This is a genomic window from Lysinibacillus pakistanensis, assembly GCF_030123245.1.
Classification (GTDB): Bacteria; Bacillota; Bacilli; order Bacillales_A; family Planococcaceae; genus Lysinibacillus; species Lysinibacillus pakistanensis.
Window position 1 is genome coordinate 745641 of sequence record NZ_CP126101.1, and the last position, 18546, is coordinate 764186.

The window sequence follows — 18546 nt, forward strand, 5'->3', positions numbered from 1 at the left end:
GCTGTCAACCTACATTCTATGCATAAAACTACTTTTTCACTTTACATAAAAAGCCACTTATTACTGTCGCTCTGCATTCACATAGAAAAATGTTATCAAAGCTCCATTTTTGCACAATATAGTGATGGCTAAGACTTCAAATTTATCACTATTAATTTGTGTGAAATGCCAGAAGAAAATACTATGAGCAGTGGTTGATTGGAGTGTAGACTGAGTGACTCCTCGGGGATTCAGCGTCACAGATGAGACCCTGGAGCGAGCAGCGCGAGTGAAGCGGCTCATCGGACGCCCCCAGGAAGCTCTGCTCTGCGCGAAAGCGAAGCGTCAGCGGCAAAGCACTCAGTCGGAACGGAGATCAACCCCTCGTTTTGAAAAAGGACTATACTTTTAATTTGTCACCTTGATTTCATTGACATAATAGTATTTCAACAACATGAAATTATGTGCAGGATCAATGCACATAATTCAATTATATAGTATCCTAACAATAACTTCCTATAAAAAGCCTATTCAATCTAAAAATAGCAATTATCAATACATTCGTAAAGGACATAAGAGACTTTGAGAGAATAGCTTGAAATTGAACGAGAAGTACCGATACTAAAGATAGAAAATATGAAGCTATAAATACATATCCATTTTCCTATATAATGTAAAAAGAAAGGGTGGGCATTTTGAAGAAACCAATAAAAGTTGGTGTGTTGACAAGTTTATTACTAACACCGGCAGCACTTGCCAATGCTCAAGAAATACAGCCACAACAAAAAACGGAGCAAGTTGCTTATGTGAATGCAGTTGCGGTTGAAACAAAAGAACAACTGCAAATGATGTATAAAAATTTAACGGATAAATCCTCACTTGATGATATAACGATTGCAGAAAGTCGCTTTAATGGTTTAGCGGCAGCAGGATTTACTGCGGATGAAATTCAATTTATTAAAGCCAAGGTCGCTTACGTACGAGCACAGAAAACATTGGTAACGGAAATTAAAAGCCTTGGCGAAAGTATTAATAAACTAACTTATACAAGTAGTTCTCTAACTAGAGATGCTAAAGTGACAGAAGACAAATATAAAGAATTTATGAATGAAACGAAAGCTGGCTCCTATGCAAATGTTCAAAAGACCTTTAAAGAAGCTGTGAATGCTGCACCACAAACTGCAGTTTCATCAATGCTAGGGCTTGCAGTTCAATATGGCTATGATGAAGCAGCACAAAAAAATTATTTTAAAACAAATGGTGCTGATTTAGATAAGCTGACTACAATGGTAAATGCTGTTGCTGCTGTACAGCCCACTATTGATCTATTAGATGGTTTAAAATTGGATTTATTAAATTCTGACTTTACAGCAATTAAACAAAAAGTGACTGCTATTACAACAGCCTATAACGCTTTATCAGCAGATCATAAAAAAATTGCTACAGCTTATATTCCTGAAGGGGATACAATTGCTCCTTATAAAACCTATACGGACACAAAGCAAAATATTGATGCTGCCCTAAAGGTGGAAGATAGTATAACGCAATTAATGAATAAGGATGCAGCAAGCTTTGATAAGGCAACTACTTTTATTAGTGCAGTTTCTGCCATTGAAACAGCCTACGGTAAATTAACTAAAGAAGCTCAAAATTATGTTGTTAACTATAATGTTTTTTTACCTTATAAAGCTGCGGCAGATGTTTCAAAGCAAATTAATACACTAGTTGTCTCTAATAGTGCAGATTATCGTACTACAGTTAATAATCTATTAGATTCCTACAACGGTTTAGATAAAAAAGCATTTGTCAAAAATGCTACAAATCTAACTGCTGCTCAGGAGGAAATCAAAGAAGCTGAAAATATTGAAGCTCTTATTCAAGGCATCGAAAATGCAGGTGCAGCAGAACAGTTTACAAAAATTAAGGGTGCACGAGAGGCATACAATACGCCACCTTCTACTGTAAATGCTGCAAATGTTAAAAAAATTGTCAATAACTTGGCAACATTAGTAGAATGGGAAAAGAAATATAGTGCTTCGACAGATGTAGATAAATTAATTGCTGCCATTGATCCAAGCCTCTCTACGTTTGAGAGCAAAACACTATTAGCACAGTCGGCTTTTGATAAACTTGGTACAGCAGAGCAGGCGATTGTACAAAATAAGGGTCAATTAGCTATCTATTTTCCATATGCTGATTTATTAAATAAAGTTAATGCACTAAAGACTACGTCACCGGATTATAGCCAGAAAGTTCGAGAATACCAAACGAAGGTAAATGCTTTAGATCCAACTGGTCATGCACAGGAAGCTGCATTAACTACTATTAAGACAAAGCTAAGTGAAAAATTAACTTTGCTATCTAATGAAGAAGATGTATTAGCAGCAGTTATAAGCAAAATAACGGCTTTAAATAGCTCGCAAAATCTGATTCAAGATATGCAGGAAGCACGAAAACAATATGATGCTCTTTCTGCAAATGCGAAAAAACGTGTCACAAATATTAAAATATTAACCGATTTAGAAAAATCACAAAAAGCTGTTTTAAATGTTATTACGCTTGTTGAAAAGTTAGATCCAGCTGCAAAGGATTATACGAAAAAAGCGAAAGCAGCCAATACAGCCTATTTAAAGCTAGATGCTACAAATAAGAACTATGTGAAAAACTATAAAACGTTAAAAGATCAAGTAGAGGCAATGGGCATCATTACGCGAATCATGGCCTTAAATACCTCACAAAAAACATACAATGAAACTGTTGATCTGATACTAAATGATTATGCAGCGCTTTCAGATGCCGCAAAACAACTAGTCACGAATTATCAAGATTTACAAACAGCAAAGGGCTATATAACAATTGCTAAAAGCTTTGATGATCGTGTCATCTCAATAGCCAATGAGCCTGATACTACATTTGTAGCAAAAGTGGCAGCATTGACAGCTGAGTATAAAACTATGGATAAAAATGCAAAAAAATTAGTTACACAATATAAAACGTTAACTTCCTATGAGAAAAATAATGCCAGTGTCGTAAAAGTCATTAATCTCATTACAGCGTTAAATCCATCAAGTAAGGATTATTCTAAAAAGGTATTAGCAGCAAGAAAAGCTTACAATGCCTTAGACCCTGCTTCGCAAAAACGTGTCACAAATTATGGTCAGCTAGCAGCAGTAGAAGATGTAGCAACATTAATAGGCTTAATTGAAACATTAAAACCTACTAGTAAAACGTTTTTAAATGATTTAGAGACGGCACGTAAAAATTATGATGCCTTACCGCCAGAAAAACAAAGTGCTGTTCTAAATTACGAAAAACTTGTCACAGCTGAAACTGAGCTAAAATCTGCACATACAGTGATCGCCTTAATAGAAGCGGCTGTACCTGATGATGATGAGTTTTTAACGAAGCTAATGAATGCTCGTGTTGCTTATGACAAGCTACCATCAGGGCAGAAAAAGCTTGTATCGAATGTAAAATTATTAACAGATCGTGAGAAACAAGTAAAACCTATTTTAAATACCATGGTACAAATTGATGTTTTAGAACCTGGTTCAAGTAAATTTGTTAGTCAGGTAAATGCCGCAAGAAAGGCCTATGATAAGCTAACAAAAGAGCAAAAGGCATTCGTCAAGAATATTGCTATTTTACAGGGCTATGAGCCAACAGCTAAAGTAATTGAACTAATTGGTAAGTTGAAAGCATCCAGTAAAACATTCCATACAGATACAACACAGGCCCGTGCATTGTATGATGGGCTAAGTAAGGATATGCAGCAATATGTTACGAACTACCATCTATTACAGGCTGCTGAAACAAGTATTTTAGGAGCAGGTAATGTCCAGCGTATGATTGAGGAATTACCTTCAGTAGAAGCTAGCCAATATGTTAAACGTATTGAAGAAATAAGAGCCGCTTATAATGCGCTGCCGAAAGATCAGCAAATGGCAGTTGAAAACTATAAAACATTACAAGAGCAAGAAAAGTTGATAAAGCCTGTTATTAATGTTGTTAATGAGATTGAAAAGCTGATGACGTCTAAAAATATGGATAGCCAATATCAAAAGATTTTAAAAGCCTATGACAATCTAAATGCAACACAGCGAAGATATGTATACAATCAACAGCTCCTTCTTTCATTAGACAGTGTGATTAAAGTGTATCAAAGTATCGCAGATTTAAAGCCAAGTGATCCACTGTATTTTGGTAAGGTTGAATCTGTAAGAAAAGATTATGATAGCTTGAATACAATTGATAAGCAAAGAGTATCCAATTATAATATTCTGCTTGAGGCTGAGAAAAATTTGACTGATGTAAAGAAGGTTGTTGAAATTATAGCTGGTCTTCATCCATCCTCTGGCACCTATATAGAGGATGTGGCGAATGCTGTTGCGGCCTATAAAGTATTAGATTCAAAAGTGAGAGGGCAAGTTATCAACTACGATACTTTAAAGAAAGCCGAGAAAGATGTAGCGGCGGTATTAAAAGTAGTGAATGCGATTGGCGAAATAGATCCCGACAATAAACAATTTGAAAAGAAAGTACTGGCCGCACAAAAGCTCTACAGCTCGCTCAGTCTTGAACAACAGGATTTGGTGTATAACTTCCGTATTTTACAGGATCATTTAAGAACATTAGGGTTAGAGTGAGGAAAGAGGGCAAGTGTCCCTCTTTCTTTATCTCTTGATTCAGTTATTTTCCTATTCAGCGGGGGATTTAACACGAATTTTTGGGGAATTTTTTTGAGAAAGCCGAAAAATCCAGACGAGATTTTGCTGTTCCGTAATTAAATTTATGTGGCAGTTTATGAAAATTTATAAATCCCCTCAAATTATCTATTCAAGCAGGGAAGGAAGAATTTATTTTGTCAAAAAAGTTATTTCAAGCAAGCTGTTTGTCAGCAGCAATAATAGTAGCTCCTTGTGCTATGGCTATTCCAACGGAAGCAGCATCTATGCCATTTAATGATATTAAAAATGGTGGTAGTGAGGCAGAATTATATAAGGCAGTCCAAGAATTATATAGTAAGGGTATTGTATTTGGAACAACAAATACTATGTTTAGCCCCTATCAAAGTTTAACGCGAGGGGAAGCAGCTTATTTTTTAGCAAAAGCATTAAATTTGGAGACAAAGAAAGTAGAAAATCCCGGCTTTACTGATGTTCCAACCTCTCATCCATACTACGGTTCAATTGCAGCATTAGCTACAAAGGGCATTATTCAAAAAGGGGCAAATTATCATCCAGATCAATTTATTAAACGTAGTCAAATGGCGAAAATTTTAACACTTGGCTTTGACTTACAAAAGTCTACAACATTAACAGCACCTTTTTCAGATTTTACAAAAGATAATGAAACCAATCAGTATATTCAAACGTTATTAGATTATGGGATTACACAAGGAACTAGTTCGACTACATTTTCGCCTTATACAGATGTTCGTCGGGGACAAATGGTACTATTCCTATACCGACTATTAGAAAAAAATGACGGCTCTTTTTATGTGATTGGTGTTGAATAAGATAAAGAATCACTCTTAGGCAATCCGCCATAGAGTGTTTTTTTAAAGTTGGTTAGGAAAAAACAGGTAATAATGGTATGTTTGTATACGGTTGAAAGGGGTAAAATGATTAAGTACATAATGGGAACACTGTTTTACATACATGAATGAAGGAGGCGGTCGCTATGTTTAAAAAAATATCAAGTGTTGTTGGTATTTCTCTTACCTTGCTAGTAACATCATACGCAGTGCCTCTAACGATCACTTCTGAAGAAGCTGTAGCAGCTAGTATTGCCAAGGATGTTTCACAATCACATTGGGCTAGTAGCTCCATAACACATATGCTTGACAAACATTATATGACAAATGATGAGAATGGCTATTTCAGACCGGAACAGCCAATTACAAGGGCAGAGGCAGCTACGGCAATAGCACGTTCCATGCAATTGAAATTCGAATCTTCATTTTCACCTGATTTTACAGATTTATCGGATAACCACCCTTATTACAAGGAAATTTGTGCCCTAGTTGAACGAGGGGTTTTACAAAATGGTGATTACTTCTATCCTGATACACCTTTGAAGCGAATGCACATTACTAAACTGCTAACGCTAGCCTATAAGATCGAAGTTGATTCCGAAAATACTAGTAAATTTAATGATGTTACAGAGGGTCACTGGGCGAAGGATTATATTGAATCACTTGCAGATGTGGGGGTCATTAAAGGCATTAATGGACAGCAATTTGGTCCGAATCAATTAGTAACGCGTGCCCAATTTGCCTCTTTAGTGGAACGTAGCCTCGATTTTTCATCTAAAGTAACAAATTATGAAATAGCCTATGATTATTTATCAAAGTCCTATATGTCGACAAAAAATTATTCATCGTCTATGTCTAATGATGTAATCCAATTAATCAACAATGAGCGACAAAAGAAAAAACTACAACCTCTCAGCTTTGATGCAGCCTTAACACAGATAGCAGTTATAAAGGCACAAGATATGGTAAATCGCCATTATTTTGAGCATGAATCACCTTACTATGGAATGCCGTGGGATTTAGCAACCCTATTCGATTACTCTTATACAAGCTTAGGAGAAAACATAGGGAGAAATATTCCATCACCCGAAGCAGCCGTGAAAGCATGGATGGCTTCGCCAGCACATCGTGACAATATTTTACGAGAAAATTACACAAATACAGGGGTTGCTATTGCTATAGACAGCAAAGGAAATTACTATTGGGTGCAATTGTTTTCTAGTCAATAATTCATATGGAAGGGTTAGCCATGGTGAAAGATGTCGATAAGGCGAGGTGAAAAACCTGCAAATGTTGCAATGGTAATAATTTCATGATTAAAATGCGTTTCTACTAGTCTTAATGATTCAATATGGCAATCTATTATGACAAAATGTCGCTAATATTACAGGAATGTTACAAAACTCCGAAATACCCATTATTTAATACCCATATTTTAGCGTTGATAAACCAGCAAACGTTGGTATATCAGCGTTTTTTTGTATTCAAAATCCGTTACACAATTGAAAAATTAAAATAGCATCTTTTATGATAGTCTATGTATAGGCAAAAAAGTTCTGAGAGGGGTATACCGAAACTATGAAAAAGAAATGGTTATTACCGATTTTTGCATCTTTCATGTTATTTTCAACAACTCAAATAGATAACGCTGAAGCAGCATCTCCAACTGATGTTACTGATACAGCGACAAAATATTTAGGTACTCCTTATGCTTATGGAGGCACAACTACTAGCGGATTTGACTGCTCAGGTTTCACTTCCAAGGTCTTTTCAGATTTAGGGATTAAATTAAATCGTACATCAGGCTCTCAATATCAACAAGGAACTGCAGTAGCAAAAAATGATCTTCAGGTAGGAGATTTATTATTCTTCAACACTAGTGGTAGTGGTATCTCACATGTAGCGATATACATAGGTGACGGAAAAATGATCCACTCTCAAACTGATAAAGGTGTTAGCTATTCAAATGTTAACGATCCATATTATTGGAATTCTCGTTACGTTGGTGCGAAACGTGTAGCAACATTTGATAGTGAACAAGCAGAAGCTGTTAAAGAAGAAGTAAAGAATGCTGCTATCGATTTCACTGTATATGCTTCTCGTGCAGAAGTGGCAGAGCAAATCGCGAAAGCACTTAACTTGGATACATCCGATAAAAACACAAAATTTACAGATGTTAAGCCAACATATGCACATGCTGGTGCAATTGCTGCTGTATCGAAGTTAGGTATTTTTGATGGTGATAGTAACGGTAAATTTAATCCTTCTTCACCAATTACTCGTGCACAAGTTGCGAAAGTTTTAGTACATGCTTTCGGCTTAGAGCAAAAAGGTGAATTAATTGCATTTACTGATGTACCTACTAATCATTGGGCAAATGAATTTATTTCAATTTTAGCTTCTAATGGTATTACAGAAGGTATAGGTAACGGTAACTTTGGTTATGATGAAATGTTAAAAATTTCTCATCTTCAAGCATTTATTGAACGAGCAAAACAAGTACAGAAATAATTGAATTCCGTTTCATTTTGAACAGGGCTACGTTTAAAGTGACACATTGCAAGGAAGTTCTTTAAAATATTGTATAAATTGAGGAGAGTTTGCACTTGCAGGCTCTCTTCTTTTTATGAAGTAAGTCACAATGATGGAGGTGATGCCGAAAACAGGAGAAAATTACATTCGTATGATAGTTTTGTCAGTGAAACTTTGCTAAAATGAACACGAGAACAGGAAGGGAGGAAATAAGACATTGTACCTCAAAAAGATCAGTCTTATATTATGCGTCTTATTCATTTCAGCTTCTATGTTTACTATACATAGCGCACAAGCAAGTGGCGGTTTTGTAGATGTTCCGAAAGATCACGAAGCTTATGAAGAGATCAATTATTTAGTTAGTTTAGGAGTTATTAAAGGATATACGGAAAATGGCAAAACGTATTACAAACCTTATAACTCAGTAACACGTGGACAAGTTGCCAAAATGGCTGTTGTTGCTTCAGGTAATAAGCCATTAGTTGTCAGTAAATCAAACTTTTCTGATGTAACAGTTGGAACAGAGCTTTCTGGCTATGTAGAACGTGCTGTACAACTTGGTTTCTTTAGAACCAATACAAAGGGACAATTCTTACCAAACAAGCCTTTAACTCGTGATGAAATGAGTTATGTCCTAACGAAAGCGTTTAAGCTGGATACAAGTGAATATGAAAATATTGATTCTCCATTTGTGGATGTAGGGATTACACATGCCTACGTTCAATATGTGAATACAATTTACTATAATGGTATTACAAAGGGGAGCGGTCAAAATTATAACCCAAATAGTTCAGTGACACGTGCACAGTTTGCGTTATTTGTCGCACGCGCAAAAAGTGAAAAATATCGCTTAGAACCCCCTGTAAAAGGTGTAGCAGTTCCTGATACATCACAAGTTATCGGATTGATTGCTAGTACAACTGATGGTTTAAATATTCGTAAATCAAAGGATTCCTCATCTTCTACTAATATTGTAGGCACAGTGAATAAAGGAGGTAAACTATCCGTCTATGCAGTAGAGGGAGACTGGTTAAAGATTACCTATAAAGGCGCCTTTGCCTATGTTTATAAAACGTACGCACAATTTTTAGATGCTGATGGAAATGCACTAGGGAATGTCCAAAAACAGGTCACAACAACACAAGGTATCAATCTTTATGTTAAGCCATCATCTTCCTCAAAAATCATTTCCTCAGTGAAGAGTGATGTGAAATTACCAGTTTATAAGACTACAGGTGGCTATTATTTAACTGTAGTAAACGGTTTACCAGGTTATATTGTTGCTAATAGCACAGTCGATGTTGAAGTTGAGCAGCCTACTACGCCAGATCCAGACCCAACTCCTCCAATAGTGACAGGCGATTTACTTGGTCGTGTGACAGTAGATAATTTAAACATCCGCAAAGAAGCGAATTCTACTTCTACAGTGCTAGGCAAACTTACTAAAGGTGAGTATGTCCAAGTGAACAGCATTAATGGTTATTGGGCACAGGTTACGTATGAAGGTCAAAAAGGGTATGTCCATAAATCATACTTAAAGCTTTTAAATCAAAATGGCAATGCATTAAAAAATCGTATTATCATTCTTGATCCAGGTCATGGTGGTAAGGACCCAGGAACTGTAGTAGGTTCTAACTCTGAGAAAGCTATTACATTAAAAGTCAGCACACTTGTGAAGCAAAAGCTTGAAGCGGCAGGTGCAAAAGTATTGATGACTCGTACAAGTGACACATATCCATCTCTACAAGACCGAGTAGATTTTACAAATGAAAACTATGGTGAAATCTTTGTAAGTATCCATGTAAACTCAGCAGCGAATACTTCTGCACAAGGCACTGAAACATATTATGCTATTACAACAGGTGATATGCATCAGGAAGATATTGATCTAGCATCATTTGTTAATAATCAAATTGTTAATAACTTAAAAATGAAAAATCGTGGTGTTAAAGAAGAACAATACTACGTTATTCGCAATACGATTATACCAGCTATTCTCGTTGAACTAGGCTTCCTAACAAATAGTGAAGATCGCGGGAAAATGACAGATGATCAATATGTCGAGCTATTTGCTGACTCAATCTACAAAGGAATTTCCCAATATTACGCAAAACAATAACAATAAAAACTACATTGTTCAAAAGTAGAACAATGTAGTTTCATGTTGTTGAAATACTATTATGTCAATGAAATCAAGGTGACAAATTAAAAAGTTTAACCCTTTTTCAAGACGAGGGGTTGATTTCCGTTCTGACTGAGTGCTTTCCTGGGGGCGTCCGATGAGCCGCTTCACTCGCGTTCCAGGGTCTCATCTGTGACGCTGAATCCCCGAGAAATCACTCAGTCTACACTCCAATCAACCACTGCTCATAGTATTTTCGTTGGCATTTCACATAAATGTATAGTGATAAATTTAAGTCTTAACCATCGCTATTTTTCGTAAAAAATGAAGCTGATAACATTTTTCTATGCGAAAGCAGTACGACAGCAGTAAGAGGCTTTATGTTTAGTTATAAAGTATTTTTATGCACAAAATGTAGGTTGACAGCTATAGAATTGTACTACTATTCTATCCATTTAATGATGGTGAGTAATATGCTTTTACTTTACTATTGAAGGAAGAAAATATTTAAAGTTCTACACTATTGCAGATTGGAGTGTAAGGCTACTCGACTCCCGTGGGATAGCGAGACAGACGAGACCCTGCACGGAGCGTCAGCGCAGGAAGCGGCTCGTCGCTCGCCCGCAGGAAAGCGAGTAGCCTGGAACGGAAATCACCTCCATTTTGACTAAATATTCACAAAGAGTCCCTTGACCATTTAGTTTTTCAACACTATGAAACTACATTGTTCAAAAGTAGAACAATGTAGTTTTTTCTTATATAATTAGAAATAAATTTTGTTAAAATTACGAAATTATGTAACAAAAGGTAGAGATATATCGTTCTAATAAAAGGAGGTTTAAAACTCTTTGTTTTTACTAAATCCATAGTTCGGAAAATGAACGAGGCAAATAAAAAGGAGGGAATATGGATTGTATTTTAAAAAAATTAGTCTTATGTTATGTATTTTATTAATATCAACCTTTTTTACCATACATAGTGTAAGTGCTAGCAGCAATTTTGAGGATATTTCTTCAAAGCATGAGGCTTATGAAGAAATTAATTATTTAATTAAATTAGGTGTTATCAAAGGGTATACAGAGAAAGGAAAAACCTATTATAAACCTAATAATAAGGTAACTCGTGGACAAGTTGCCAAAATGGTTGTAATTGCATCAGGCAATAAACCACTAACTGTAAAAAAATCGAGCTTTTCTGATGTAACTGTTGGTACGGAGCTTTCGGGTTATGTGGAACGTGCTATACAGCTAGGTTACTTCGCAACAAATACGAAGGATCGATTCTCACCAAATAAACCCCTAACTCGTGATGAAATGAGTTATGTATTATCAAAGGCATTTAAGCTTGATACAAGTCAATATGAAAAAATTGATTCTCCTTTTGTTGATGTAAAAACAACTCACCCTTACAATCAATATATTAATACTATTTATTATAATGGTATTACGAAGGGAAGCGGTCAAAAATATAATCCGAATGACCAGGTATCGCGTGCACAGTTTGCGTTATTTGTAGCGCGTGCCAAAAATGATAAGTATCGTTTAGATTTGCCGATAAAAGAAGTAGTTGTTCCTGATAATTCAGCAATTATAGGGACTATCCAAGTTACAACTGATGGCTTAAATATTCGTAAGTCAAAAGATTCTTCAACTATAGATAATATTGTTGGGAAAGTGAATAAAGGTAGTAAATTAGCAGTCTATGCAATAGAAGGGGACTGGTTAAAAGTTTCATCTAATGGTGGCTATGCTTATGTTTATAAAACATATGCTCAGTTTTTAGATATGGATGGCAAAACATTAGGAAATGCTAAAAAACAGGTTACTACGACACAAAATATAAATCTTTACCTAGAACCAACATCTACTTCAAACGTTATTTCAACTATTAATAGTAAAGTGAAATTACCTGTTTATAACACTGTAAGCGGCTACTACTTAACTGTAGTAAACGGTTTACCAGGCTATATCGTAGCAGATAGTACAGAGGATGTTGTAGTAGAAAAGCCTTCTATACCAGATCCAAAGCCAACACCCGATCCTACACCAACACCCGATCCGACCCCACCATCAGTTTCAGGTGATATATTAGGTCGAGTAACGGTGGATAATTTAAATATCCGAAAAGAGGCAAACTCTACTTCTACAATCGTAGATAAGGTGAAAAAGGGTGAATATGTTCAAGTAAATAGTGTAAATGGTTATTGGGCACAGGTAACCTATAAAGGTCAAAATGGGTATGTCCATAAATCCTATATAAAGCTATTAAATCAAAATGGTAATCCATTAAAAGATCGAATTATCATAATTGATCCAGGTCATGGTGGCAATGACCCTGGAACTGTAGTTGGTACTATTGCAGAAAAAAATGTTGTATTAAAGGTCAGCACTCTTGTTACGCAAAAGCTTGAGGCAGCAGGTGCGAATGTTCTAATGACTCGTACAGGGGATACATATCCTACAAGAGAAGGTCGAGTTGACTTTACGCATACTAATTATGGTGAGATCTTCGTAAGTATCCATGCTAATTACGCAGATAATACTGCTGCACAAGGTACTGAAACCTACTACGCTAAGACTCCAGGTGATGTGTATGAGGAAGACATTGATCTTGCGACATTTGTAAACAATCAAATTGTTAAAAATGTAAATATGAAAGATCGTAGGGTCAGAGAAATGAAATATATTGTAATTGCTAAAACGAATATTCCAGCTATTCTTGTCGAGTTAGGCTTCCTATCAAATAGTGAAGATCGCGCTAAATTGACAGATGATCAATATGTTGAGCTATTTGCTGAATCTATCTACAAGGGTATTGTGGAATATTACTCAAAACAATAATTATAGAGGGCTACATTGTTTACGGACGATGTAGCTCTTTTGATTTCAGAGATTTTGAGAATTCCGATAAGAAAATTTTCCTATAATAATAAAAAAACTTCTAGCTATTATAAATGTAGTGATGTTAATAAAGCAGATTATTTGATATGAACTTTGCATTATACGAGTTAATTTCATAACTTAATCCTTTAAGTATTAAGGGTTCTAAAAAGGCACCTCCTCAAATTTAGTTGATATTGAAGGGTTCCCACGATTAAAGATAGTTTGGTGCATAGTTCTGTATGGATTACAGTTTTCTTGTTTTGGATATGTCCTCTGAAGTGTTTTAACGTATGACTGTATCTCGTTATTTTAAGGATTTTACAACTCTATTACATAGAAATGCTAAGCTAATGATGAGGTGATTCGGGTGGCAACTATTTTAATTGTTGAAGATGAAATTCCAATCAATGAGCTAATCAAAAGAAATCTTCAATCAGTTGGACATAGATGTATTTCTGCTTTTGATGGAATGGAGGCGATGGATGAGTTTGCACAGCAAGAAATAGATCTTGTATTGTTGGATATTATGCTTCCAGAGATTGATGGATTTGAAGTATTTCAACAGATTCAGGGAACGCCTACTATTTTTTTGACAGCTCGAAGTAGTTTGTCAGATAAGGTAAAGGGGCTGACTCTCGGAGCAGACGATTATCTTGTGAAGCCATTTGAGATGCTGGAGCTGTTGGCGCGAGTCGAAGCATTATTAAGACGCACGAACAAAGAAAAAAGAAATTTTGAATTAGATGGTGTGGAAATCGATTTTAAAAGCAGACAAGTATTCCTTCATAAAAATCTAGTTGAATGTACGCCGAGGGAGTTCGATTTGCTGGAGGTATTGGTAAATAATCGTAATATTGCATTATCACGAGACAAGTTGCTTGAGCTTGCTTGGGGCTATGATTATATGGGAGATACAAGAACAGTAGATGTTCATATTCAAAAGCTAAGAAAGAAACTAAAACTAGAATCTAGAATTAAAACTGTCTATAAAATGGGATACCGTTTGGAAGTGTAAAATATGAAAATAAAGACTTTTTTATTCACACTTATGCTATTTCTCTTATTTTTTTACAGTGGAATTATACTCATTTCAGCAATGACGCTTATAAGCAATCTGGAAAGTTCTAAAGATCGCAGTTTAAGAGAGCATTATTTTATCGCATCGTCATATGCAAAGGATTTAAATGCATTAGAAAATAGAGGTCTTTCTATCGATAATGGAGTGGAATCTCTGTATCACTCTTATTTTAATTTTTATAGCAAACAAAAAGTGATATTGACTATTTCAAAGGAGAACAAGCAACTTTATGCAGACTTAATAGAAGAGTTATATGAACTACCTGAAATCCCTAAAAATATTCAAACAAGTGAAAGGCTTGTTTCGATTGAAAAGCTTGCAGATAAGGAGTACATCAGAGTGGTAGGCACTTTGCCAGCACCATATAATTCCTATACACTTGCCTATTATTATAATGTATCTGATGTTATTTCTTCATGGAACAAAATGACAGTTACGCTGTTTTTAATTGGGATGCTAATCTGTGGATTCCTAGCAGTTTCTTTATTATTTGTACTAAATCGTGTGTTTAAGCCATTGCAGCTTATTTCGTCTACTTCTAAAAGTATTGCAAACGGGCAATATGGAAAACGGATTGAGGTTAACGGAGATGATGAACTCGCGGAAATGGCACAAAGTTTCAATCATATGGCTGAAGAAATACAAAGTCAGATGCAACAGCTTGCTATTGCAGCGGAACAGAAGCAACAGTTTGTAGATAACTTAGCTCACGAACTTAGGACACCCTTAACATCGATTTATGGCTATGCGGAATATATTCAGAAGATCGTTCGTACTGAAGAGGATAGAATTTTTGCAACAAATTATATAATGTCTGAATGCCGTAGACTGCAAAATATTGCTAATCGATTACTGGAGATGGCAACTCTTCGCACAAGCGTAAGTGAACGGAAAAAAGTTGAAATGAGTGAGCTAATTCATGATGTTGAGCAATCTTTATCTATGAAAGCAAAGAAAAAACAAATCGAGATTTCCTATGAGTATTATTTTAATACACTGTTTTGTGACGCAGATCTCATGCATATTCTGCTAGTTAATTTAATCGATAATGCGCTTAAAGCTTGTAGTTCAGGTGGATTGATTACACTAAATGCCTATATAGAGAATGAACATAAGGTAATTGTTGTTCAAGATAATGGAAAAGGAATGTCCAAGGAACATCTTAATCATATAACAGAGGCATTTTACCGGGTAGATTCTTCTCGAAGTCGCTCTGCTGGAGGTGCAGGATTAGGTTTAACCCTCTGCAAGCAAATTGCGGTTAATCATGAAGCAGAGCTAAACTTTTCATCGGAAATTGGTAAAGGAACAACAGCTAAATTAATTTTTACAAGTTAATAATAAGTTCATGATAGTTTGATAACCCTCTGTTTATATACTCATAACTGTGATCACACCATACAAATGAGAAGGAGAATGAATGACATGAAAATGGCAAAAAAAAATGAAATGAAGAAGCTTGTACTTGGATCTGTAGGAGCAATAGCTGTGACTACAATGGTGTTTAGTGGCATTAATCAAACAATTAAGGCGGCGGAAATTGGTAAAACGCAGATGGTTCCTACTAGCTACAATGTTTCTTATGCGGAAATCGGAAGTAAAAGCGTACCACAGGATTATGTAAAAAAAGATTATAAAGTAAAGTTCGTTGGAGAAGACAAACCGACTGTAAACGACATGAAGATGGAAGAGGCAGCAGAGCTTGCGAGCCAAAATCTGTGGAAGGTTTTCAAACTTGATTTGAATGGTAAAACGGTAGAAATGACGTATAATCCAGTAAACAATGAGACACTGCAACGTGCTACATGGGAAGCAAATGTAAAAATTAATGATATGCTGTCATATGCTTTTCAATTAGATGCAGTAACAGGAGAAAATCATTTAATAGCAAAGTGGGTTTACCATAAGGCAAAAATTCATGCAGGCATGGATATGAGTCTATTGAAGAATAATGAGGAATTTCAAATTTTAGCGAAAGAGGCAGTAGAAAAATATCAATTATTATCTGGTAAAATAACATCTGTTGAGTATAGCGGACAAGGGTATTCAGAAGATAAGCAAGGGGGTAAAAATGCGGATATTTTCTTCCGTGTAAGGTCTGATAAAGGTGAGGCTGTGCAAATCATTTTCTCTAGACATAATAAAGAACTTCTTCAGGTGGGCTATGACAGCTGGATGAAGGAAACTGAGCGACATGAAAAGAAAATAGAGCAAGAATTAAAAGAACTGAATAATCGAGAAGTCATTTTTACAGAAGAGCAGCGAAAGAAATTTGAAGAAGAAGGGCCGATGCTGTTGGAAATAAAAGACTAAACAAGTTTAAATAAAGGAAAACGTTTTAAAGAAAAATAACAATAGTCGTGCTATCGTACTTTTTTATAAATACGATAGCACAACAAGATTTATGATTTTTACTAGAATGAACAGTAAAACAGAAGGGAAGAATTAAGAAATTGTATCTCAAAAGGATTAGTTTTATACTATGCATCTTATTTATTTCTATGTTTACTGTACATAGTGCACAAGCAAGTGGTGTTTTTGTAGATATTCCGAAACAAGATGAAGCATTTGAAGAGATTAATTATTTAGTGAATTTAGGTGTCATTAAAGGATATACGGAAAAAGGTAAAATGTATTATAAACCTAATAATAACGTAACGCGTGGACAAGCGGCAAAAATGGTTGTTGTAGCTTCAGGCAACAAACCGCTAGTTGTTCATACATCAAGCTTCTCAGATGTAAAAGCTGGCTCGGAGCTTTCAGGCTATGTAGAGCGTGCTGTACAGCTCGGCTTTTTTAAAACAAATACAAAAGGACAATTTTTACCGAATAAACCTTTAACTCGTGATGAAATGAGTTATGTATTAACGAAGGCGTTTAAGCTTGATACAAGTGAGTATGAAAATAGCGATTCTCCTTTTATGGACGTTAGTATTAACCATCCATACGTTACATATGTGAATACGATTTATTATAACGGAGTCACAAAGGGGAATAATAAAAAATATAATCCAGACGAACAGGTGACACGTAAACAATTTGCGCTATTTGTAGCGCGAGCGAAAAATGAAAAGTATCGCTTAGATGTACCTGTAAAAGGTGTGGCTGCTCCTGATACATCACAGGTTATTGGATTAGTTGCTGCAACAACCGATGGATTAAATATTCGTAAATCTAAAGACACTTCATCTGCTGCTAATATTATAGGTATAGTCCATAAAGGTAGTATACTAGCAGTCCATGCAGTTGAAGGAGACTGGTTAAAGGTTTCAAATAAAGGGTCCTTTGCTTATATTTATAAAACATATGCACAATTTTTAGATGCAGATGGTAATGCATTAGGAAATGTTCAAAAGCAGGTTACTACAACACAAAATATAAATCTTTATGTAAAACCAACAACTTCTTCGAAGGTAATTTCGACTGTAAATAGTAAAGTGACATTGCCAGTTTATAAGACGGTAGATGGCTACTATTTAACTGTAGTAAATGATTTACCTGGCTATATTGTGGTGAATAGTACAGAGGATGCTGTAGTAGAAAACCCTTCTAATCCAAATCCAACACCACCATCCGTTTCAGGTGACCTATTAGGCCGCGTAACAGTGGATAATTTAAATATCCGTAAAGAAGCAAACGCTACTTCTACGGTTGTAAGTAAGCTGAGAAAGGGCGAATATGTTCAAGTAAATAGGATTAATGGTTATTGGGCACAGGTTACTTATAAAGGGCAAGAAGGATATATTCATAAATCCTATATAAAGCTATTAAATCAAAGCGATCATCCCTTAAAAGATCGAGTCATCATTATTGATCCAGGACATGGTGGTACGGATTCAGGGAATACTTTTGGTACCATTTATGAAAAAGATGTTGTGTTAAAGGTTAGTAAATTGGTGGAGCGAAAATTAGCTGCAACAGGGGCCAATGTTTTAATGACACGTACTGATGATGTGTATCCTACATTACCAGACCGAGTAGATTTTACAAATGTGAACTATGGTGAAATTTTTATCAGCATCCATGCGAACTCTGTTTTAAATAATACTACTGCAAATGGCACTGAAACATTTTATGCGATGACATCAGGGGATAAGCAAGAGAGTATTGATCTTGCGACATTTGTGAACAATCAAATTGTTAATGATTTAAAGATGAGGAACCGAGGCGTCAAAAATGAACAATTCTATGTAATTCGCAACACAATTATTCCAGCTATTCTAGTTGAACTAGGCTTCCTAACAAATAGTGAAGATCGCGCTAAATTGACAGATGATCATTATGTTGAGCTATTTGCTGAATCTATCTACAAGGGTATTGTGGAATATTACTCAAAACAATGAGAAAAAGAGCTACAACGTGCTAGATAAACGTTGTAGCTTTTATTCGTTTTATTAAAAAGACTTACTTATCCTAT

At 35.5% G+C, this 18546-nt stretch carries 10 protein-coding genes; all 10 read left to right on the forward strand.

Features of this window, described 5'->3' with window-relative positions; translation table 11 throughout:
• The first annotated feature begins 665 nt into the window (after positions 1 to 665).
• Entirely contained in the window at positions 666 to 4625 is a 3960-nt protein-coding gene (locus tag QNH24_RS03565; protein WP_283870783.1) for a cell wall-binding protein, read from the forward strand.
• 215 nt (positions 4626 to 4840) lie between these two features.
• A complete protein-coding gene (locus QNH24_RS03570; protein WP_283870784.1) occupies positions 4841 to 5497 on the forward strand; it encodes an S-layer homology domain-containing protein in 657 nt (218 codons plus the stop codon).
• A gap of 164 nt (positions 5498 to 5661) precedes the next feature.
• On the forward strand, positions 5662 to 6744 hold the full coding sequence (locus tag QNH24_RS03575; RefSeq protein ID WP_283870785.1) for a CAP and S-layer homology domain-containing protein: 1083 nt from the start codon (positions 5662 to 5664) through the stop codon (positions 6742 to 6744).
• A 349-nt stretch (positions 6745 to 7093) separates the two neighbouring features.
• Positions 7094 to 8026, forward strand: a complete 933-nt coding sequence (locus QNH24_RS03580) for a C40 family peptidase (RefSeq protein ID WP_283870786.1) — start codon at positions 7094 to 7096, stop codon at positions 8024 to 8026.
• Between the two features lie 238 nt (positions 8027 to 8264).
• The gene (locus QNH24_RS03585) at positions 8265 to 10166 is read left to right on the forward strand and encodes an N-acetylmuramoyl-L-alanine amidase (RefSeq protein ID WP_283870787.1); all 1902 of its coding nucleotides are present in this window, start codon (positions 8265 to 8267) and stop codon (positions 10164 to 10166) included.
• Between the two features lie 914 nt (positions 10167 to 11080).
• On the forward strand, positions 11081 to 13009 hold the full coding sequence (locus QNH24_RS03590) for an N-acetylmuramoyl-L-alanine amidase (RefSeq protein WP_283870788.1): 1929 nt from the start codon (positions 11081 to 11083) through the stop codon (positions 13007 to 13009).
• 409 nt (positions 13010 to 13418) lie between these two features.
• Complete coding sequence (locus QNH24_RS03595) at positions 13419 to 14066, forward strand: response regulator transcription factor (RefSeq protein ID WP_283870789.1); 648 nt, start codon at positions 13419 to 13421, stop codon at positions 14064 to 14066.
• A gap of 3 nt (positions 14067 to 14069) precedes the next feature.
• Entirely contained in the window at positions 14070 to 15467 is a 1398-nt protein-coding gene (locus QNH24_RS03600; RefSeq protein WP_283870790.1) for a sensor histidine kinase, read from the forward strand.
• Between the two features lie 87 nt (positions 15468 to 15554).
• On the forward strand, positions 15555 to 16442 hold the full coding sequence (locus QNH24_RS03605; protein ID WP_283870791.1) for a hypothetical protein: 888 nt from the start codon (positions 15555 to 15557) through the stop codon (positions 16440 to 16442).
• Between the two features lie 140 nt (positions 16443 to 16582).
• Complete coding sequence (locus QNH24_RS03610; RefSeq protein WP_283870792.1) at positions 16583 to 18472, forward strand: N-acetylmuramoyl-L-alanine amidase; 1890 nt, start codon at positions 16583 to 16585, stop codon at positions 18470 to 18472.
• The last annotated feature ends 74 nt before the right edge of the window (positions 18473 to 18546 follow it).